The sequence below is a fragment of the Streptomyces sp. NPDC002676 genome (assembly GCF_053592455.1).
In genome coordinates this window covers 185,903-205,669 of sequence record NZ_JBSFVT010000002.1, presented here as the reverse complement: position 1 = coordinate 205,669, position 19,767 = coordinate 185,903, and the positions used below count along the sequence as shown (strand labels likewise).

General features: G+C 70.1%; 16 protein-coding genes and 1 pseudogene. 10 read left to right on the top strand and 7 right to left on the bottom strand.

The window, feature by feature from the left end:
- Window positions 1–2: 2 nt before the first annotated feature.
- Genes ACWD3E_RS08025 through ACWD3E_RS08015 form a run of 3 tightly spaced genes read left to right on the top strand, consistent with a single transcriptional unit; the run spans window position 3 to window position 1,170 of the window.
- Window positions 3–167, top strand: a complete 165-nt coding sequence (locus tag ACWD3E_RS08025) for a hypothetical protein (RefSeq protein ID WP_451386689.1) — start codon at window positions 3–5, stop codon at window positions 165–167.
- The gene (locus ACWD3E_RS08020; protein ID WP_451386688.1) at window positions 134–910 is read left to right on the top strand and encodes a multicopper oxidase family protein; all 777 of its coding nucleotides are present in this window, start codon (window positions 134–136) and stop codon (window positions 908–910) included. Before ACWD3E_RS08025 ends, ACWD3E_RS08020 begins: the two co-directional genes overlap by 34 nt.
- Window positions 911–963: 53 nt before the next feature.
- Window positions 964–1,170 (top strand): hypothetical protein, encoded by a 207-nt coding sequence (locus tag ACWD3E_RS08015; RefSeq protein WP_451386687.1) that lies wholly within the window; start codon window positions 964–966, stop codon window positions 1,168–1,170.
- A gap of 25 nt (window positions 1,171–1,195) precedes the next feature.
- Here the strand turns inward: ACWD3E_RS08015 and ACWD3E_RS08010 are convergent, their stop codons facing one another.
- The gene (locus ACWD3E_RS08010; RefSeq protein ID WP_451386686.1) at window positions 1,196–2,686 is read right to left on the bottom strand and encodes a sensor histidine kinase; all 1,491 of its coding nucleotides are present in this window, start codon (window positions 2,684–2,686) and stop codon (window positions 1,196–1,198) included.
- Window positions 2,683–3,444, bottom strand: a complete 762-nt coding sequence (locus tag ACWD3E_RS08005; RefSeq protein ID WP_451386685.1) for a response regulator transcription factor — start codon at window positions 3,442–3,444, stop codon at window positions 2,683–2,685. Before ACWD3E_RS08005 ends, ACWD3E_RS08010 begins: the two co-directional genes overlap by 4 nt.
- Before the next feature lie 416 nt (window positions 3,445–3,860).
- Here ACWD3E_RS08005 and ACWD3E_RS08000 point away from each other — a divergent pair, with 416 nt between their 5' ends.
- The 4 genes from ACWD3E_RS08000 to ACWD3E_RS07985 are packed head-to-tail and all read left to right on the top strand — an operon-like array spanning window position 3,861 to window position 9,746.
- Window positions 3,861–5,450, top strand: coding sequence for an IucA/IucC family protein (locus tag ACWD3E_RS08000; protein WP_451386684.1), 1,590 nt, complete (start codon window positions 3,861–3,863; stop codon window positions 5,448–5,450).
- A 47-nt stretch (window positions 5,451–5,497) separates the two neighbouring features.
- Window positions 5,498–7,210, top strand: a complete 1,713-nt coding sequence (locus tag ACWD3E_RS07995; RefSeq protein ID WP_451386683.1) for an IucA/IucC family protein — start codon at window positions 5,498–5,500, stop codon at window positions 7,208–7,210.
- Window positions 7,207–8,418, top strand: coding sequence for a type III PLP-dependent enzyme (locus ACWD3E_RS07990; RefSeq protein WP_451386682.1), 1,212 nt, complete (start codon window positions 7,207–7,209; stop codon window positions 8,416–8,418). The genes ACWD3E_RS07995 and ACWD3E_RS07990 overlap by 4 nt, the downstream gene beginning before the upstream one ends.
- A complete protein-coding gene (locus tag ACWD3E_RS07985) occupies window positions 8,415–9,746 on the top strand; it encodes an MFS transporter (RefSeq protein WP_451386681.1) in 1,332 nt (443 codons plus the stop codon). Before ACWD3E_RS07990 ends, ACWD3E_RS07985 begins: the two co-directional genes overlap by 4 nt.
- A gap of 174 nt (window positions 9,747–9,920) precedes the next feature.
- Here the strand turns inward: ACWD3E_RS07985 and ACWD3E_RS07980 are convergent, their stop codons facing one another.
- The 3 genes from ACWD3E_RS07980 to ACWD3E_RS07970 all read right to left on the bottom strand — a co-directional run bounded on the left by ACWD3E_RS07980 (window position 9,921) and on the right by ACWD3E_RS07970 (window position 13,787).
- Entirely contained in the window at window positions 9,921–11,438 is a 1,518-nt protein-coding gene (locus tag ACWD3E_RS07980; protein WP_451386680.1) for a hypothetical protein, read from the bottom strand.
- Between the two features lie 92 nt (window positions 11,439–11,530).
- On the bottom strand, window positions 11,531–12,343 hold the full coding sequence (locus ACWD3E_RS07975) for an SDR family NAD(P)-dependent oxidoreductase (protein WP_451386679.1): 813 nt from the start codon (window positions 12,341–12,343) through the stop codon (window positions 11,531–11,533).
- Window positions 12,344–12,554: 211 nt separating this feature from the next.
- On the bottom strand, window positions 12,555–13,787 hold the full coding sequence (locus tag ACWD3E_RS07970) for a GNAT family N-acetyltransferase (RefSeq protein WP_451386678.1): 1,233 nt from the start codon (window positions 13,785–13,787) through the stop codon (window positions 12,555–12,557).
- Window positions 13,788–14,149: 362 nt separating this feature from the next.
- On the opposite strand from ACWD3E_RS07970, the gene ACWD3E_RS07965 reads away from it, so the two are divergent.
- Together ACWD3E_RS07965 and ACWD3E_RS07960 are read left to right on the top strand one after the other, a co-directional pair.
- Complete coding sequence (locus ACWD3E_RS07965; RefSeq protein ID WP_451386677.1) at window positions 14,150–14,863, top strand: FadR/GntR family transcriptional regulator; 714 nt, start codon at window positions 14,150–14,152, stop codon at window positions 14,861–14,863.
- Between the two features lies 1 nt (window position 14,864).
- On the top strand, window positions 14,865–15,701 hold the full coding sequence (locus tag ACWD3E_RS07960) for a sterol desaturase family protein (RefSeq protein WP_451386676.1): 837 nt from the start codon (window positions 14,865–14,867) through the stop codon (window positions 15,699–15,701).
- 202 nt (window positions 15,702–15,903) lie between these two features.
- Here the strand turns inward: ACWD3E_RS07960 and ACWD3E_RS07955 are convergent, their stop codons facing one another.
- The gene (locus ACWD3E_RS07955) at window positions 15,904–16,890 is read right to left on the bottom strand and encodes a L,D-transpeptidase (RefSeq protein WP_451386675.1); all 987 of its coding nucleotides are present in this window, start codon (window positions 16,888–16,890) and stop codon (window positions 15,904–15,906) included.
- A 156-nt stretch (window positions 16,891–17,046) separates the two neighbouring features.
- Between ACWD3E_RS07955 and ACWD3E_RS07950 the strand changes: the two are divergent.
- Window positions 17,047–17,510 (top strand): annotated as a pseudogene (locus ACWD3E_RS07950) (hypothetical protein); the annotation flags it as partial.
- Between the two features lie 64 nt (window positions 17,511–17,574).
- Here the strand turns inward: ACWD3E_RS07950 and ACWD3E_RS07945 are convergent.
- Window positions 17,575–19,641, bottom strand: coding sequence for a HelD family protein (locus ACWD3E_RS07945; RefSeq protein WP_451387114.1), 2,067 nt, complete (start codon window positions 19,639–19,641; stop codon window positions 17,575–17,577).
- Window positions 19,642–19,767: the final 126 nt, after the last annotated feature.

Below are 19,767 nucleotides of genomic sequence, written 5' to 3'. Positions count from 1 at the left end.
CCTTGCCGCTGCCCGGGGGAGAGCGGGACATCCCGCTGCTGATCTGCGACCGCTCCTTCGGGGAGGACGGCTCCTTCCGGTATCCCGGCCACTCGCCGACCTGCACCGGTACCCCGGAGTCGAGGACGCCTGCATGGACGGCGTGCTCGGCGACGTCCAGCTGGTGAACGGCGCCCCGTGGCCCGTGGCCGAGGTCTCCGCGACCCGGCACCGGCTGCGGCTGCTCAACGCCTCCAACGCCCGCCGCTACCGCCTGGTGCTGGAAAAGGAGCACGGTGGCACGCTGCCCTTCGTGCAGATCGGGGGCGACGGCGGTCTGCTGGCGGCTCCCCAGCCGCTGGCTGGCATCCCCATGGCGCCGGGGGAACGCTTCGACGTGGTCGTGGACTTCACCGGATGCCCGGTCGGCAGTTACGTCACCCTGGTCAACACCCTGGCGGACGGCCACATGCACCAGGTCATGCGCTTCCGTGTCGCCCGTAAGGAAAAGGATCACAGTCACGTCCCCGCCCGCCTCTCCCGGTACGCCACCCTGCACCCGGCGTCGGCCGTCGGCACCCGGCATTTCGATTTCCGCCGCTGCGACGAGGCGTGGACCATCAACGGGCGCCCGTTAAGCACCTCGGAAGTGCTGGCCCGGCCGCGCCTGGGCACCGTCGAACGCTGGCGTTTCACCAGCGACTTCCACCACCCCGTGCATCTGCACCTGGCCCACTTCCAGGTCCTGTCGCGCGGCGGCCGGGCGCCCGAGCCCACCGACGCGGGCTGGAAGGACACGGTCGACGCCCGCCCCTACGAGGTCGTGGACGTACTGGTCCGCTTCCTTGGCTACCGCGGCCGGTACATGCTGCACTGCCACAACCTGGAGCACGAGGACATGGCGATGATGGCCAACTTCCAGGTGGTGTGAGGTGTGATCGCGCCCCCAGCGCCGCAGCCAGAGCAGTGCATGCCGCACGCGCCTTGGGTTCCGCGAGGTCGCTCGAGGCGGGCCGCGAACCTGTCTGTGGATCCTGGCCGGCCGACGACGCCATCGCCGTAGCCCTGGTGCTGCGCACCGTCATCCGGCAGTCCGGCACCGACGCCCGCGCCCGGCACTGGCCGGGCGCCCCCGACGGCCTGAACGCCGTGGGCCGCCTCGCGGGAGCGCCCGCTGCCCCTCAGCCGTAGGCGTGTGGCCCTCGCCGCGCGGGACTCAGCCGCCGCGGCCCGCACGAGCCGTCGAACGCGGTCCCACAGCCCGGGCTGCGAAGTGAGCGTCCGCCGCGGTACCCAGGCGTTCCCGGAGATTGCGCCCCTCTGCGCACCGGAGGCGGACGACGGCGTCGAGCCCACCGCCGGAGGCTGCCTCCAGGGTGACCTCACCACCGCTGGCGCGAGTGAGTCGCTGGACCATCGGCAGGCCGAGACCCGTGCCGTCGTGGTCGGCATCGGCGGCCCGCCAGAACCGGTCGAAGGCTCTCTGCCGTTCGGCCGCGGTCATGCCGGGCCCTTGGTCGATCACATGCAGCTCGGCCATGGGCGGTGTGTGGTCGCCTTCCCCCGGGGCTGTGACGACGGCCAGAGTGATGCCGGTTCCCGGCGGGGACACGCGCAGCGCGTTGGAGAGCAGATTGTCGATGATCTGCTCCAGTGCTCCTGGGACCGCCCACACGCGAACAGCTGCGGCTCCGGAGACGATGATGTCGACGTGTTGTTCGTCGGCGAAGGCCGTCCAGATGGCCGCGCGATCGGCGACGACGGCGTCGAGATCGGCCGCCTCCGGCCTGATCGCGGAGTTCTCCAGCCTGGCGAGCGCGAGCAGTCCCTGCACCATGCGGCTGAGCCGCTCCAGTTCGGCGAGTGCTTTGTCGAGACTGTCCTGGGCGCAGGGGGCCAGGTGCGGCTCGAAGTTCTCCAGGCGAAGGCGTAGTGAGGTCAGCGGAGTCTTGAGCTGGTGCGACACCTCGGAGGCGAACGCCTGCTGAGCTTGGAGCAAGTGCTGCAGCCGGGTCGCGGTCCTCGTGAACGACGCAGCCAGGCGGCGCAGTTCGGGAGGCCCGTGATCGGTGGCCGGCGGATCGGTGATCCCGCCTTCGGCGAGTTGGGCGGTGGCGCGTTCCAGGGCCCGGACGGGGCGAGTGATCGAGCGGGCGAGCGCGAAGCCGATCAGGGTGACGGCGGCGAGCACCCCCAGCCCGACGACGGCGAGAGCCAGCCAGATGGCGTGGACCTTTTCCTTGAACGGCTCGAGCAGGTACACCGTCCGCACCACACAGGGGACGGTGGCGCCGGAGCCACCCGGAACGGTGACGAAGAGGACTTCGCCGCCCGCAATGAGGTCGCTCCGGGTACCGACGGCCGGGTGGTCGCGCAGTGCAGCGGAGATGTCCGGCTCGCCAGACAGATCCTTGCCGACCGGAGCAAGGGCAGCGGTGTCGGTGAGGACCACGCCCTTACGGCCGACGACGAGCACACGGCTGCCGGTTCGCCGCCCGTACGCGCGAGCCAGTTCGGGCAGGTCGGAAGCCAGTCCGTGCTCCATCTTGTCTTCGCAGACCTCGGCGAGCGTCATCGCCCCCTGCTGAGCGGCGTGGGAGAAGCGGGACAGCTCGCTGCGGGCGTAGAAAATCCCGAACGGCACTTCGAGCGCGAGCAGGACGAGCAGTATGAGGCTCAGATAGCTGAGCAGAAGCCGACGCGTCACCGGGGCCCTCCGCCGCGCGCCGACCCTGACGCGGACGCGGCATCGACGTGTGCCGGAGGGACGAGGCGAAAGCCGATTCCGCGGATGTTCTCGATCCAGGAGGAGTCGCCGAGTTTGCGGCGCAGCGCGGCGATGTGGACGTCCAGGGTCTTGGTGGGGCCGAAGTAGTTCGGTTCCCATGCCGTGTCGAGAATCTGCCGGCGGGAGCAGACGGCTCCGGGGTCTTCGGCGAGGCAGACGAGCAGGTCGAACTCTTTGGGCGCGAGAGCGATCGGTGACTGGTTCAGCCGTACCTGACGGGTGCGGCGGTCGATGGTCAGCGGGCCGATCCGCTGCACGTCGGGCGTCCCACGCTGTGCCAGGCCCTCCGAGGGACCCGGCTCCTCTCGGTGCGTGGCCGGCACCGCGGGCCGGGCGCGGCGGGTGACCGCACGGATCCGGGCGACCAGCTCCCGTACGCCGAACGGCTTCGAGACATAGTCGTCCGCGCCCAGCTCCAGACCGAGAACCCGGTCCACCTCGTCATCTCTGGCAGTGATCATGATGATCGGCACCGAAGAGCGGGACCGGAGTGCACGGCAGACGTCGATGCCGTCCATGTCGGGCAGCCCGAGGTCCAACAACACCATCGCCGCCTCCGGCGCGGCGAGGCCGTCGGCCCCTCTTCTGGCGTGTTCCACGGTGAACCCGAAACGGCGCAGCCCCTCCATCAACGGTCCGGCGACCCGGTCGTCGTCCTCGATCAGCAAGACACGCATGCCGAAAGGCTCACAGACTTCGGCCGGAGCGGGTGGAGCAAACGCCGGAACCTCCCCCGAGCCGGTGATCTCTTCGCCACTCGTACGACGTAACCGCTGGACGCGACGTGATGACAACATCCAGCACGTCGCCAGCGTGGAGTAAGGAGAGAGCCAAGACCTCGAACACCGGGTGGTTCCAGAGGCTCTCTGCGACGTTCAGTCATCCGAATCGCAGTCGAAAACTGATCCAGGGTCATATCGCATCGACCGGAGTGCTTGCGGCGGAATCAACTGAAGGGCAGGAAGCGGATCGCATTGTGTGAGGACTTTCGGGATGACTTTTGTATTCGCTCTGGTAATTCGCTTGATCGCCGTTCCGTAGCGTCTGATGCGCATGGCCCGACTGTCATTCCTTTCCAGTCAGGATGGTGACGATGACGATGTCCCAGACGCCCGTCGATGAGCTGCGCCGCACGCGCCCGGACCTGGTGGAGCCCTTCACGGCTGCGCTCCCGGGAGCAGGTGCAACCGTGCTGGGCCGGCTGTGGGGCGCATTCGTACGAGAACCTCTGCCCGGCCTCACCGGGCACCGCCGGGAGTCCGACATCCTGGTGGTCGGGCTGCAACGGGGCGGCTCACTCTCGGCGGCAGAGCCATGCGCGCGGCCGTTCGCCGAGGTGCCCGACGACTTCGCCGTATCCGGGCCCGAGGGGCCGGTCAGGGGGCCGGCCCAGCTGCTGGCGCAACTGGGCCTGCGTACCCCCGCGGCGCAGCGACTGGCGGTCGAGCTGGGCAACAGTGTGGTCAACCTGGCCCTGGCCAGGGCCGCGAACGCAGGCCGGGCGGCCTCCCTGAACGACTCGGCGGATGCCGAACAGGCAGTGGTCGACGGTCACCCGCAGCATCCCTGCTGCCGGACACGCACCGGCATGTCGATCGCCGACGTCCTCGCCTACGCTCCGGAGCACCATCCGATCGTCCAGCTGGCGCTGCTCCGCGTCCCTGCCGATCGCTGGCAGGGGGCCGGCGTCTGGCCGCGGCAGCTGCGTGACGGCGACACGATCCTGGTCCCGCTGCACCCCTGGCAGCGGGACCATGCGCTCGCGCACCATCCCGACCTGGTCGTCGTGGAGGAGACGATCCCGGCCCGGCCGTTGCTGTCCTTGCGTACCCTGGCACCGCTGGGCGTCCTGCCGGGTTGCCACATCAAGACGGCGCTGGACGTTCAGGTCACGAATTACCGGCGCACCATTTCCCCGGCCGAGGTCGCCGACGGGCCCCCTCTGTCCGACCTGGTCTCGGCCGTCATCGACAAGGCAGGGTTCGGCGGCAGCCTTCGTATCCTGCGTGAGCTGGGCGGCGGGGCGGTGTGTGTGGACGGGCAGCCTTCCGCGAGCCTGTCGGCCATGATCCGGGAGTCGACCGAGTGCTACCTCGACGCCGGGGAGATCGCGGTTCCGCTCACTGCCGTCCATGCGACAGGAGCCACCGTGGCCTCGGGAGATCCGGTGCGCTGGCTGGCGGACTTCGCAGCGCTCGTCCTGCCGCCCGCACTGACGCTGCTGTCGATGGGGGTCGCCCTGGAGGCGCACGGCCAGAACACCCTGGTGGTGCTGCGAAACGGGCGGCCCGTGCGGGTGCTGTACCGGGATCTGGACGGGGTGCGGGTCAGCCCACGCCGCCTGGGCCGGTGCGGTTTCACGCTGCCGCCGCTGCTCGGCACCCGCGCGGGAGACGACGTGGGCGCACTGCACACCAAGCTGTTCGGCGGTCTGATCAGCGGAGTCTTCAGCGAGCTCGTCGACGTCCTCACGCGGGCGCAGGCGGCTGATCCCCGAGAGCTGTGGGGTGCGGTGGCCGAAGTCGGCCGCCGGGTGTGCGCCGGCCTGTCGGGCCAGGAGGACGCGGCAGCGTTCTTCGGCGACACGATGCCGCTGAAGGCGACCATCGCCATGCGCCTCTCCGAGAGCCCGGACAAAGCGCAGTGGACGTCCGTCCCCAACCCCCTGACGCTGTTCCGTTGAACGCCGTGCCGTCGCGTATGTCCGTCACGTCCCACTGGAGAGACCGTATGACCACCAACGCTGCCCCCAACACCGGCACCGCCACCACAGCCGTCCTCGCATCGGCCGCCGGACCGGTGCACACAGCCGACACCGTCACCGCCCACACGCTGCTCAACTGCCTGATCCGCGAGGTGTCCGCCCCCGAGCATCAGGTCACTGCTGACGGCGAGCACCTCCTGCTGCGTCTGCCCCGCCGGGGCATCCTGCTGCGTTCCCGGCTGCGCCGCGTCTCGCTGGTCGGAGCGCACCGCTTCCAGGGCCCGGTGCAGCGGCTCGACAACGACGCCTGGGTGACCCTTGGTTGGAGCGAGCTGGCCGGTCACATCCAGGACGAACTGGAACTGCGCACGGGTATCGCCAACGAAGAGTTCCTGAGCCAGGTGGCAGACAGCCGAGAGACGATCCGCACCACGCTGGAAGAACGGGCGGGCACCACGCCGCACGCGGACCCGTACGTGGCGTCTGAGCAGTCCCTGGTGTTCGGCCATCGCTTCCACCCCACTCCGAAGGCCCGCACCGGCGATCCGGTGGACTGGCTGGCGTACGGCCCGGAGACCGGCGCACGCTTTCGCCTGCGCTACCTCGCCGTGCGCCGCCCTCTCGTGCGCGAGGAGGGCGAGCTGCACGAGATGGATGTGCTGTACCCGACGGCAGACCCGGAATTCGCGATACTGCCGGTGCACCCCTGGCAGTACCGGCTGCTGCAGGGCCACGACCGGCTCCGCGAGGCACTGGCTTCCGGCGATGTCGTCGACACCGGAGTGAGCGGGCCGGAGCTGGTGCCGACCGCATCGGTGCGAACCCTCTACCACCCCGACAGTGACACCTTCCTGAAGTTCAGCCTGAACGTTCGTCTCACCAACTGCGTGCGCAGGCACGCCAGTTACGAACTCACTGGCGCCGTCACCCTCAACCGGCTGCTCCAGCCGGTCTTCGCCGAGCTCGCCGGCCGCTTCCCGGGATGCGCGCTCCTGGCCGAGCCCGGCTATCGCACACTCGACACCACCGGCGACACCGCCCTCCTGGAGGGCCTCGGTGTCATCGTCCGCTCCGGCCTGCGCCACCACCTGCGTCCCGGGGTGACCCCCCTGCTCGCCGCCGCGGTGGCGGACGAGTACCCCACGAGTACAGCCCACGTCTCTCACCTGCTCGCCCGCGGCGACGGGGACCTGCTTGCCTGGTGGGACACGTACCTGCGGCTCCTGCTGCCACCGGTGCTGGCCGCCTACTTCGAGCACGGCGTCGTGCTGGAGCCTCACCTGCAGAACGTCGTTGTCGGTGTGAACGCCGACGGCACCCCGGCGCAGATGTTCTTCCGCGACCTGGAGGGCACCAAGCTCCTGCCCGGGCATCACCAGCGCACCCTCGGAGAGCTGCCCGAGAACGTCCGGGGCCCCCTCACCTACGATCCCGAACGCGGCTGGAACCGGGTCGCGTACTGCCTCCTGGTCAATCACATCGCCGAACTGCTCGGCGCCCTCGCCGACATCGAGCCGACGCTGGAACCCGCCCTCTGGGGCCTGGTCCGGGACCGCCTCGACGCCTACGCCCGCACCGCCGCCGAACCGCCACGCCTGCGCGCCCTGCTGTCCGGCGTACCGCTGCCCGCGAAGGCCAACCTCCTCCTGCGCTGGTCCCGCGAGGCCGACCGGCACGCCACCTACGTCCCCCTGCCCAGCCCGCTCGGCGCGGACTTCCCCCGCGAGGTGATCCGGTGAGTTCCGCAGTGCTCGACCATGTCGGCCGGATGACCGACGACGAGCTGCCCGCCTACGTCTACGACCTGCCGGGCCTGCGCGAGCACGTGCACGCGATCCGGTCCGCACTGCCGGAAGGTGTCGAGCTGCTGTACGCGGCCAAGGCCAACGCCGATCCCCGGATTCTGCGGACGCTGGCCGGGCACGTCGACGGGTTCGAGGTGGCCTCCGGCGGCGAACTGAGCCACGTCCGCGCGCTCGCTCCCGATGTGCCGATCGCCTTCGGAGGCCCCGGCAAGACGCAGACGGAGCTGGACCAGGCACTGGAAGCCGGAGTGGACCGCCTGCACATCGAGAGCGCACACGAACTACGCCTCCTCACCGCCCTGCTGGGCGACCGGGCCGTCGACGCCCTGCTGCGCGTCAACCTGCCGGTCGACCTCGGCCAGGTCGCGCTCGCCATGGGCGGGCACCCCAGCCCCTTCGGTATGGATCCCGCGCAGCTGGAGCACTGTCTGGAGACGATCGCCTCCGCCCCGGGCATCCGACTGCGCGGCCTCCACTTCCACCTGGCCAGCGGACTGCAGTCCCCAGCCCAACTGGCCCTTGTCGAAAGGATCTTGACCTGGGCCGAGGACTGGGCTCAGCAACGCGGCATCGACCTGGCCGAGGTCAACGTCGGAGGCGGGATGGGCGTCGACTACAGCCATCCGCAAAGGAAGTTCAACTGGCCCGCCTTCGGTGCCGGTCTGCGCCCGATCCTGGCCCGCCACCCTCACCTCACGCTGCGGATCGAACCCGGCCGCTCGGTCACCGCGTACTGCGGCTGGTACGTCACACAGGTCCTGGACATCAAGTTCAGCCGAGGGCAGGCGTTCGCCGTCCTGCGCGGAGGTACCCACCACCTCCGCACCCCGGCAGCAAAACAGCACGACCAGCCCTTCGAGGTGATCCCGGACGACATCTGGCTCCGGCCCTGGGAGCGCCCAGAGGCCCGTGACGAGCCGGTGACGCTGGTCGGACAGCTGTGCACGCCCAAGGACGTCCTGGCACGCCGCGTCATGGTCGAACGGCTGCGCGTCGGCGACCGGGTCGCCTTCGCCATGGCGGGCGCCTACGCCTGGAACATCTCCCACCACGCGTTCCTCATGCACCCCCACCCGACCTTCCGCCACCTCGACGACGCGGAGGCGTCCGTCCCGGGCACGTACGCCCATCAGCTGTCATGAGTGCGGGCTCCCGCATGCCGATGACGGCCGTACTCACTGTCGGGAACTTCCGCCGCTACCTGCTCGGACAGCTGACCTCCAACATCGGCACGTGGATGCAGCGTGCCGCCCAGGACCTGCTCGTCCTCCACATCACCGGCAACAGTGGCGGTGCGGTCGGCGTGGTGACCGCGCTGCAGTTCCTGCCCCAGACCCTGTTCGGTCTGACCGGAGGCGTCCTGGCCGACCGGTACCCCAAGCGGCGGCTTCTGCTCCTGACTCAGACAGTCATGGGGTTGCAGTCACTCCTGCTCGGACTGCTGACCGTCACCGGGGCAGTGAACCTGCTGTCGGTCTACGCGCTGGCCTTCGCCCTGGGCACCGCCACCGCCGTGGACAGTCCCGCCCGTAACGCGTACATCTCCGAACTGGTCGCCCGCGAGCGCGTGGCCACCGCGGTCAGCCTGAACTCCGCCCAGTTCAACGTGGCCCGCACCCTCGGCCCCGCCCTCGCCGGCCTGACCGTCGCCGCCTTCGGCATGGGCCTCGTATTCCTCGTGAACGCCGCCTCGTACCTGGCCGTCCTCTACGGCCTGATCACCATTCGCACAGACGAGTCGAATGAGTCGGATGAGTCGGACGAGTCAGGCAACCACGGACAGTGCCGACCCGACCGTACCCGACTGCGCGACGCGTTCCGCGACATCACCTCCACCCCGGAACTGCTCCTGCCGATCACCCTCATCGCCTTCGTCGGCACCTTCGGCCTCAACTTCCAGGTCACCATCTCGCTCGTCGCCGTCACGGTCTTCCACACAGGCGCCGCCGCCTTCGGCTACCTCTCCGCCGCTTACGCTGCGGGCAGCCTCATCGGCGCGATCCGCAACGCGAGTTGTGGGAAGCTGCCCACCGCACGACGTCTGGTCACCACCTCGGTGGTCTTCGGGGGACTGGAGGCTGCGCTGGGCCTGATGCCGGGCTACGGCACGTTCATGGCTCTGCTGATCCCTACCGGCTTCGCCGCAGCGGTCGTGACCTGCACCGCCAACGCGCTGACCCAGCTTCATGCCGGCCCACACGTGCGAGGCCGTGTCATGTCCGTCTACTTCCTCGTCCTCCTCGGCGGCACTCCCATCGGCGCCCCGCTGGTCGGCCTGGTGTCGGACGCCCTCGGCGCCCGATCCAGCCTGGTCCTTGCCGGGCTCGTCTCGGCGTCCTCCGCGCTCGCTGTCTCCGCCTTCATGACAGGGCGAATCCGACGGCTCTCCCGGATCACGAGAGCCGCCTCGGTTACCGCGTCACCCCTCATGTCAGCCCAACCGGCAGGGGACCGGTCGACCGACCTCTGACGCCCTCGTCACCGACGTCTGCAGCCACCGCGTATCCACTTCGTTCACCACCACAGCGCGACCGCAACGGCTCCCGCTGCACGACGTCCTGAGCCGGTGCGGTGTCCTGCCTGTCCAGTCGCCGACCGTACCCATCATGTCGTTGGCACCCGAGGTTTCACTGCGCGAGGGCGCTCACTGCCGGCGCAACAGATCCGACATCACGGCAGGCGGCAGGGACGGGTTGGCTGCCGCTGCTTCCACCACCTGCCAGTCCGCGTCGGCGAGCAGTTCCACGATCACCGGTGGCGGGAGTGCCGGGTGGCCGGCGGCTACGGGTCTCGCCTGTTTGTCCGCCAGGCAGACGAGCAGCGCCGAGGCCGTCGCCCCGTGATGCCGGGCAACCTCACGGAACACCCTCCGCACCGTTGGCTCGTGCCGGACCAGGTCCTCCAGCAGCGCCGGGGGCGCGTCCGGGTTGGTCGCCACCTTGGCCAGGATATGGACACCGTGTCGGCCGACCATGGCGCGCAACTGCGCTTCGGCGAGGTCCGGGTGTGGAGCGACAGCCTTGACCACTTTCGCGTCCGGGTCGTCGGCCAGCCGGTCGCGAATCTCGGGCGGCAGATCACGTCGTTGGGCCACGAGCATTCGGGCAGCCGGGTCCGGTGACTTGGCCAGCTCTTCGACCTCGGCGGGAGAGCAGGCGGCGATACGGGGCAGAAGCGTGGCGCCGATCCTGGTGGTTCGGGCCAGATGGGTGAGCACGTCGAGTGGCACGCGGGGATGGTGTGCAAGGCTGCGGCGCACCTCGGGGTCACGGTCGCCGGCCAGCGCACGGATCAGGGCATCGTCGATCGCAGGATTTTCGGCGAGGTCGGCGCGGACACCGGGAGTGGTGTCCGCGGCGAGCCGCGCGCACGCCTGCGCGGGCAGGTCCTGGCGGGCGGCGAGCGCCCAGCGCAACAGCATCGACGGATGGTCCGCGAAACCGACGACGGCTTCGATGGGGGTGGCGGGGTTACGGAGCGCCGCCCTGCGCATGTCATGGACGGTGGACTCGTGGGAGCCGTCGCAGGAGGCGCCCGGCGGCAGATCGCAGCCGAGCCGTGGGCACTGCCGATCGTGAACGAAGGGGGGCTCCTCGCGGTCACAGACCAGACAGCATCGCGCCGGAGGCAACCCCTTGCCGGTCACCAACGCTGCCAGTGCGGCTGGGGGTGTCGCCTCGTTGCCCGCCACCGCGCGGCGGACCTCGGCGTGCGGATGCCCTGCGAGCCTCGCGGCCACGTCCGGCGTGGTCCACAGTGCGAGCTCGGCGACGACATGTACGTCCGCGTCCGCCGCGAGCGTGTCCACCACGTCGGACGGGAGGCTGGGGCAGGCTGCCAGCTTCTCCCGGCGCTCACGAACCGGGTCCGCCGCGAGGAGGCGCGCCCACTCCGGGCGGCCGACACCTTGGTCGAGCAGGGCGAGGGCGGCATCCGGCCAGACAGAGGGATCGATGTCAGCGGCGGTCAGCCGACCCTCGTACGCCAGCCGCACCGCGCTCTCATCGACGCGCTCGGCCAGTGTGACCGCCTGTGCACGACCGAGATCCGCGCGACAGGCGAGGTGCGCGGCGATGTCGTCGTCCGCGATGGATATCAGCCGGTCGACGAGCTCGGACGGCAGAGCTGGATTGGCGGCAAGCCCGCACAGGATGTGTTCCACAGAGGCATTCTGCCTGGAGCGTGAATGATGAGTTCGATGCCGCCGTACAGCGCCGCTCTGGCGGCGGCCCGCTCCCGATGCCGCGGGCGGCCCTATCCGATCAGGCTGTGCGTCAGCTTCATCAGGCGTTCACGCGCCTCGGTGTCGTACGCCTGCTCATGGGCGCGCGTATCCGTGAACTGGTCGAAGTAGCGCCCCGTGGTGGTGGCGAGTTCCGGGTCGAGGAGTAGGCGTACCGTCGGCCGGACGCCCTCGTCCGTGCTGGTGACGGGGGTGAGGCCGTACGCGCGGACGCCGCTCGTGTCCATCAGGTGGGCCGGGTGAAGGGTGTTCACCGTGACCCCGCTGCCTTGCAGTTCGGCAGCCAGCTCGAAGGTTGCCATGATCATGGCCAGCTTGCTTCTGCAGTAGGCGCGCAGGCCCTCGTAGTCCCGCTCCAGCATGACGTTGTCGAAGTCGATGGCCTCCTGGCCGATCGAGGCGACGTTGATCACTCGGGCGGGAGACGAGGAGATGAGCAGGGGCAGCAGATCGCGGGCGAGGGCGTAGGGGGCGAGGTGGTTCACCGCGAAGCGGAGCTCGTGGCCCTGGCGGCTCAGTTCGCGTTTGAGCGGTTCGGCGCCGCCGCCCGCCACCGCGTTGTTGATCAGGCCGTCCAGGCGCGGCTCCGTCGTACGAATCCGGTCGGCCATCGCGTGCACCTGGTCCAGGTCGGACAGGTCGGCGAGGTACGTACGGATGGTGGCGTCCGGGGCGGCGGCCCGTGCTTCGGTGGCCACGGCCTCCAGTCGATCGCGGTCCCGGCCGTGCAGCAGGACGGTGCCGCCGCGCGAGGCCAGGTCGAGTGCGAGAGCGCGGCCCATGCCCTGGGTGGTGCCGGTGATCAAAGTGGTGCGCTGGTTCATGACAGCCACTCTGGCAGTGCCCGGAGCAGGGGTGGGAGAGTGTGCCGAGCCTGGTGTTGTCACCACCAGGCTCGATCAGCGGGCGGGCGGAACGCTTCCTCGATGGCCCAGCGCATCCCAGCGACGCGTACCAAGTGCTCGACCGTGTGCCGGAGTGCTGGTGCCGCACGCCGGCCCAGGTGGACGGACCAGCTCCTGGATGAGCGCGCGGTCAGAACCAGTGCAGGCAGTGCGGCGGGCGCTCGGCGCGGAAGAGGGCGTCGGCGAGGGTGGCCGCGCCCGGGCGGTGGGCCCGGATGTGTCCGGCACGCACGAGCGTGCTCGGGGCGGTGCCGCCGAGGTAGACCGAGCCGAGGTCGCTCACGTCCAGGGACAGGTCGGGCTGCCGGTCCGTCGGGACGCACTCGGCCTTGCCGTCCCGGACGGTCAGCAGGTAGCGGCCGTGCTCGCCGAGGAACGGGTCGTCGACGTCGAGGACGAGTTCGCCGTCCGTGAACCAGCCGCGCGTGGTCAGCGCACGCGGGACGTCCAGCAGTCGCACCCAGAGCCAGTCGGTGTGGTTGCTCAACTGGCCGGCGTTGAAGTCGGCAAGCTGCCAGCGCAGCGGGTGCTCGGGCGGGAAGTGCTTGAACACGACCTGGGTGACCAGGTCGTGTCCGAGTACGAACCGGGCCAGGGCCGTGTAGACGGCGTCGTCGGCGGCGATGGTCTCGTCCACCGTCAGGGTGTCGGGTTCGCTGAGCGAGTAGCTGGCGTACCCGTCCGGGACGCCGTCGGCGTCCCGGTGGACGGCGACGTAGCGCTGCGCCGGAGAGACCGGGGGCTGCCCCGCACCCAGGGCCCACCAGCGGTGCGGCCGGGACAGTGCGCCGGGCTGTGCGCGGCGGTACCGGTCGTAGACCTCTTCCAGGATCTCGCCGCAGTCGGAGCGCCGCAGCAGCTCGACCGAGCCGGTGTCCGAGCCGGCCGCCGGGGCGTCGGCCGTTCCGCGCGCTCGGGGGAGGGTGAGGGCGGCTCGGTGGCGCGGCACCGTCAGCCGCTGCGTGTAGGTCGCCGGTCCGTAGCCGAACCTGCCGTAGATCAGGGCCTCGGAGGCCAGCAGTACGGAGAGGAACTCCCCTCGGGCCCGAAGCTCCGTGAGCTGATGCCGCATCATCGCACTGAGCACGCCCTGGCGTCGGTGTGAGGGCAGGACGCCGACGCCGGTCACCCCGGCGGCCGGGGCGAGGATTTCACCGGGCAGGGTGAGCTCGAAGGAGTACGCACCGGCGGTGCCGACGGGCCGCCCGTCCGCCGTCGTGGCGAGCAGGTTGCGGTCCATTTCGAGCGCCGACCACCAGACCCCGCGGCCCTCGGTCGGGGTTTCCGGGAAGCGCGCGAACGCGGCATGGAGTGTGTCGACGAAGACGTCGAGGTCCTTGTCGGTCGTAGAACGGATCTCCATTGCTACTGCTTCCTCCCCGGGATACTGGCACCACGACTCGCGGTGTCCCGCCACGATGCAGCGTTGACCCGTGGCCGGGTCAAGCGAATTACGGCCGGGCCCGGACAAACGCTCCTTGGCCCAGGCGCGCGTCGCCGCTGCGTCCGGGACGCGCCCGGCAAGCGCGCATACGGCTGTCGCAGGGAGAAGCGTGGCGCTCAGGCTCTCCTACAAGGGCGTGCTGCGTGTCATCTGTTTCAGACATCCGGCCGACTGCCGACCTGCAGTCCTCACTCTCCGCCTCGACACCTCAAGCCAGGGTTCAAAAGGTTTACTGGTCCAACCAGTTGACCAGTGGGCCCGGCTCGTCCACCCTGAGCGCCATGACTCAGGGACTCATCCGGCGCGAGGCTGTCTCCGACCAGCTCTTCGCCCTGCTGCGGGACAGGATCCTCGGCGGGGAACTGCCCCCGGGTTCCGCCCTCAGTGCCGAACGGGACCTGGCGGCCGAGTTCGGTGTGAACCGGCATGCCGTCCGTGAGGCCGTCAAACGGCTACAACAGGCACGGCTGGTCGAGGTCAGCCACGGCGGCCGTACGCTCGTCCTGGACTGGCGGCGCACCGCCGGCCTCGAGCTCGCCGTGGGGATCGCGGCGGCTGACGGCGGGCTCTCGGTGGAGGACCTGGCCCGGGACGCCCTGGAGATGCGGGCGTGCATCGGTGCCGACGCGGCGAGGCTGTGCGCGATCCGGTGCTCGGTTCACACCGCTGAGGAGATCGTCAGGGCCGCGGGCCGGTATGCGCGCACCGGGCCCGATCTGACCGACCTGGGCGATGCGGATGTCGCCTGGTGGCGGCTGATCGTGGAGGGCTCCGGGAACGTCGCCTATCTGCTGGCCTTCAACAGCGTGGTGGGCGGCACACTGCCGGTCGTCGACGTGCCGGCCGACCTGCGGACCGCGGAACTCCTCGACGTCGAAGCCCATCTGCGGCTGGCAGCGCACATCGCGGCACGTGAGGCCGAGGCGGCCGAGCGGCTGGCGCGCGAGCTGCTGTCCCGCAGCGTTCCCGCGGCACCTCGGAAGGCGGTGCGCTGAGATGATCCCGGCCGTGGTCTACGCGATACCGGCGTTCGTGCTCCTGGTCGTCGTGGAGGCGCTTTCGTACCGCTTCCTGCCGGACGACGATGAGCGCGGGTACGAGTTGCGCGACACTGTGACCAGCATGTCCATGGGCGCCGGCAGCCAGGTCATCGCGGTGCCGTGGAAGGTGGTGACGGTCGTGCTGTATGCAGCGCTCTTCACCGTCGCTCCCTGGCGCCTGTCGCCGTCCTCGGTGTCGACGTGGGTGTTGCTGTTCTTCGGCGACGACCTGGCGTACTACGTCTTCCACCGTGCCCACCACCGGGTGCGGGTGCTGTGGGCGAGCCATGTGGTCCACCACTCCAGCGTGCGTTTCAACCTCTCGACCGCCCTGCGTCAGAGCTGGACGCCCATGACGGGCCTGCCCTTCTGGATGCCTCTGGCGCTGCTGGGCATTCCGCCGTGGATGATCCTGCTCCAGCAGGCGGTCAGCCTCGTCTACCAGTTCTTCTTGCACACCGAGCGGGTGGACAAGCTGTGGCGGCCGGTGGAGTGGGTCTTCAACACGCCCTCCCACCACCGCGTCCACCACGGCTCGAACAACGTCTACCTGGACCGAAATTACGGCGGCATCCTCATCATCTGGGACCGGCTCTTCCGGACGTTCGAACTGGAGGGCACGCGCGTGGTGTACGGCCTGACGAAGAACATCGACACCCACAATCCGCTGCGGGTGGCCTTCCACGAGTACATGGCCGCCTGGCGAGACGTTCGCGCCGCGCGACACTGGCGCGACCGTGCCGCGTATCTGTTCGGTCCGCCCGGCTGGGCGCCCAGGGCCAAGCAGGGGTGACGGCTGCCGCTGTCGTCGCCTGCGCCGCGTCTCCCGCTCTCGATGTCGCGGGTGTCACGGTGGCCGGCCCCGGTCGTGCCCGGACCAGCTCGGTGGGGTGTGCCGGAGGGCCGGCCGTTTCAGACCGGCCCGCAGGGCGAGTACGACGGTGGCCTCGCGGTCGACATCATCGAGAGCTGACCGGCGCCGCCACCGCCGCGCATCACAGCGTCGCGGTCGTCCCCTCCCCGGACGCACTGCCCGCGACCCACTGGTCCCATCCGAGGTTGAAGGCGGCGTAGCCGTTGTCGGCCGGGGCCTTGGCACGGGACGAGCCGGTGATGGTGACGGGGTCGCCCTGCTTGACCTGGCCGTAGAACCACTTGGCGTCCGCCATGGACAGGTGGACGCAGCCGTGCGAGCCGCGGGCGCTGCCGCTGCCCGGATTGGGGTCGCCGGTCGAGTAGTGCACGTACGTGCCGGACTGGGTCAGGTGGACGTCCCAGGGCAGCGTCAGGTCGTAGTAGTTGGGGCTGCCCTTGTCGCAGCTGATGCCGACGCTGCAGGAGGTCATGTGAACCTTCTCCTGCTTGTCGATGACGGCCATCGTGCCGTTCCACGTCGGATACTGAGCGCTGCCCGCATTGATCGACAGGGTGCGCAGCAGCTTGTTGTTCCGCGTCACCTTCATGGTGTGGCCGGTCACCGAGACGTCCGCACGCACGTCGTCGCCGATGGTGAAGGTGTGGGTGTAGCTGCGGACGCCGTAGCGTCCGTTGCCGTTGCTGACGCCGTTCATGTCAGCGTCGATCTTCACCTTGGTGCCGGAGGGCCAGTACGTCTTCGGCCGCCAGTCGGCGCGCTTGTCGCCGAACCAGTGCCAGGCGCCGACCACCGGCTGCGAGGCGCTCACCTTCATGTGCTTCTCGACCGTGGCCCGTGCCTTCGCGGCCACCGGGTTCGTGAAGACCACCGAGATCGGCATGGCCACGCCGACCGTGGTGCCGGTCTGCGGGGTGATCGTCTCCAGCAGCATCGGCGGGCCCGCGGGCTTCGTCGGTGACGGGGAGGCGCTCACACCAGGCTTGCCCGACGCCTTTGCGTCGTTCCCGCCCGCCTTGTCACTGCCGCCTCCGCCGCAGGCACTCGCACCCACCAGCATCGCACCCGTGACGAGTGCGATCCGTATGCTGCCCTTGCGCCGTCCCACGACCGGCCCCCATTCTCTCGCTCTTCGGCCCTGCGGGGCCCGACTTCCTGTGAGACAGCCAGGGGTGGGCCGCAGTTGCATGCGTTGCGTAAAACATGTGTCAAAACTCCGTGTGCACCGCCGGGTTGAAGACGACGAAGGGCGCGGCATCGCCGCTGCTCGCTCTGGCAGGCCGTGTGGCTCGCCCCGAACGCCGTGCGCCGTCTCCCCGTCGACGACGCCGACGCCGCACCGCTCTCCTGGGGGAGCTGATGACGGAGGGGAAGGGCACGCCCCCGTTCGAGCCGATCACCACGTGGGGATCGCGGCTGGGGCTGAACCACTGGTGGTCATCGAGCCCGCAGTGGGAGGCGGCAGCCGGCCGGGCGCTCGCCCACCTGCTGGCGGCTCCCGAAGGCCGGCCGGTGACCGCCCCGGACGGCCTGATCGAAGAGGTGTTCCAACGCGCCCTCGACGCCCTGCTGCCCACAGGTCTGTCGGCGCGGCGCGCCGTCCTGGCCGGACCGGGGTTGCCCGCCCCCGACGCGGACACCGACATCCTCCTCGTGCCGACCTGTCCGCAGACGGGGGAGACCTGGACCCCGGTCGGCCCGGCCGCCTCGGCATACCCGGTGCCGCTGAAGGATTCTGTGGTCCGCGCACGCTGAGTGACCGCTACCCGGGCCCTGTCCGCCCGCGTAGTCCTCAACTCGTGATCTTCACGGTAGGCGGGACGGTGATCGTGCACAGTCGCTTGGTGGCCCGGGTCAGGGCGACGTACAGGTCGCGCTCGCCCCCAGGGCGGGCGGCGGTGATCCCGTCCGGGTCGACCACGACGGCGGCGTCGAACTCCAAGCCACGCGCCTGTGAGGCCGGTACCAGTCGGGCATGCTGCTCGATCCCCGCAGCCGTGAGCTGCTCCATCCTGCCATCGGCGCAGATCACCCCGACCAACTCGCCCGGGTACGCGGCGCCCTGCTCCCGCAGCTCCCGCACGAGGGCGGTGACGAGCGACTCCGGGGCCGCGGCGAGGGTTCGAGGCACCTCACCGCGCCGGATCGATCGGATCGCCGGCCGGCCCGGGGCGATCCGGGCGAGCAAGTCCCCTGTGGCGGCGAGGATCTCCTGCGTGGTCCGGTAGCTGACGGTCAGGGTTCGCAGGTCGAAGCGCCGGCCGAGGTCCGGGCCGAGTGCCTCCTTCCAGTCCCGGGCCATCGTCGCCGGGCCTGCCTGGGCGAAATCTCCGACCAGCGTCATCGACCTGCCCGGGCAACGGCGCACGATCATCCGCCACTGCATGACGGTGAGCTCTTGTGCCTCGTCGACGACGACGTGCCCGAAGGCGTGCTCAGGCGGGCCGTCAACCAGGCTCGCCGCCTCGTCGAGTAGCGGCACATCGGCGTCCGTCCAGGGCGCACCGGGCGTTCGCCACAGCAGGGCCCGCTGGTCGTCGGTGAACTGCGGCAGGTACGCGGCGAGCGCGTCGGCATCCGTCAGCAGGGCGCGGACCACGTCGCCGGGCGTGAGCCGCGGCCACAGGTCCTCGACGGCCTGATCGAGCAAGGCATCGTCCAGGAGGTCGGCGCGCACGGCCTCGGCGTCGAACTCGTCGGCACCTGTGGCAGGCGCGTCGTCAACACCGAGGCGGCGCAGGTCCGCTGCCGCAACCCGGTCCAGATCGAGGCCGGTCAGTTGCGCGACCTGAGCGTCGATATGTTCAAGCGCCTCGGCGCCACTGCGGGCAAGCTCACGGACGATGGCGTCGACCAGCAGCTCCTTGAACAGCCGACGCGCCCGGTTGTGCACGAGACCACTGGTCTGTGCCGACTCCCGCGCTTGTGCGACATCCCTGTCCTGCAGACGAATCCACTCCTGCCCGACCCGGACGTCGAAGTCGCCGCCCGGGGCCTGCCGTGAGCGGACCACAGCTGCCAGCCCGTCGGTCAGTGCGGCACTGCCCTTCAGGCGCGCCACCTCGAAGGGGTCCGCGGCGCCCGGTACGACGCCGGCCAGTTCCTCGCACGTCGCCAAGACGACGTCGTTCTCCCCGAGCGAGGGCAGGACCTGGCAGATGTAGTCGAGGAACCGCGCGTTCGGCCCCAGTACGAGCACGCCGCGCTCTGATGCCTTCGGGAACGCGTACAGCACGTACGCGGCGCGGTGCAGCGCCACAACAGTCTTTCCGGTGCCCGGACCACCCTGCACCACTGTTACCCCGCGGTGCGGCGACCGGACGATCGCGTCCTGCTCGGCCTGGAGCGTGGCAACCGCCGCACCCATCCGCCCCGTGCGCCTTTCCTGGAGCGCCGCCGTCAACGGGCCGTCGCCGACCACGTCCTGTCCGGTGGGTGCGGAGCCGTCAAGCAGCTCATCGCTCACCCCCACCACCGTGCGGCCCGCCAGGCGCAGATGGCGGCGCCGCCGCAGCCCCATGGGATGAACCGGCGTCGCCTCGTAGAAAGGCCGCGCGGCCTCGGCCCGCCAATCCACCAGCAATGGCAGCTCGTCCGAGTCCCTGTGCAGCCCCAGCCGCCCGATGCGCAAGACGGTCCGGTCCGCCAGGTCGATCCGGCCGAAGACCAACCCCTCCTCGGCCCCCTCCAGTCGACGAACCTCCCCGGCCAGCCGCCCGGCCGCCACCTCCCGTTCGTACGCCTCGCCCGCACCACCGGGCGGCGACGCGAGCACGCGCGCCAGCTGCGCCCGCGCCCCGGCCAGCCGTTCGTCCAACAGCTCGCCGATGGCGGACACCTGAACCCGCTCAAGCTCCATCTCGCGCGCGGCACCATCGTTGATCTGCGACAAGAAAAGGCACTCCCTCTTCAACCCGTCACTATTTCGAGGCGCCACTATGCAGACGGATTCCGGAAAAGTAAATCTTGACCAAACCAGGTGGAA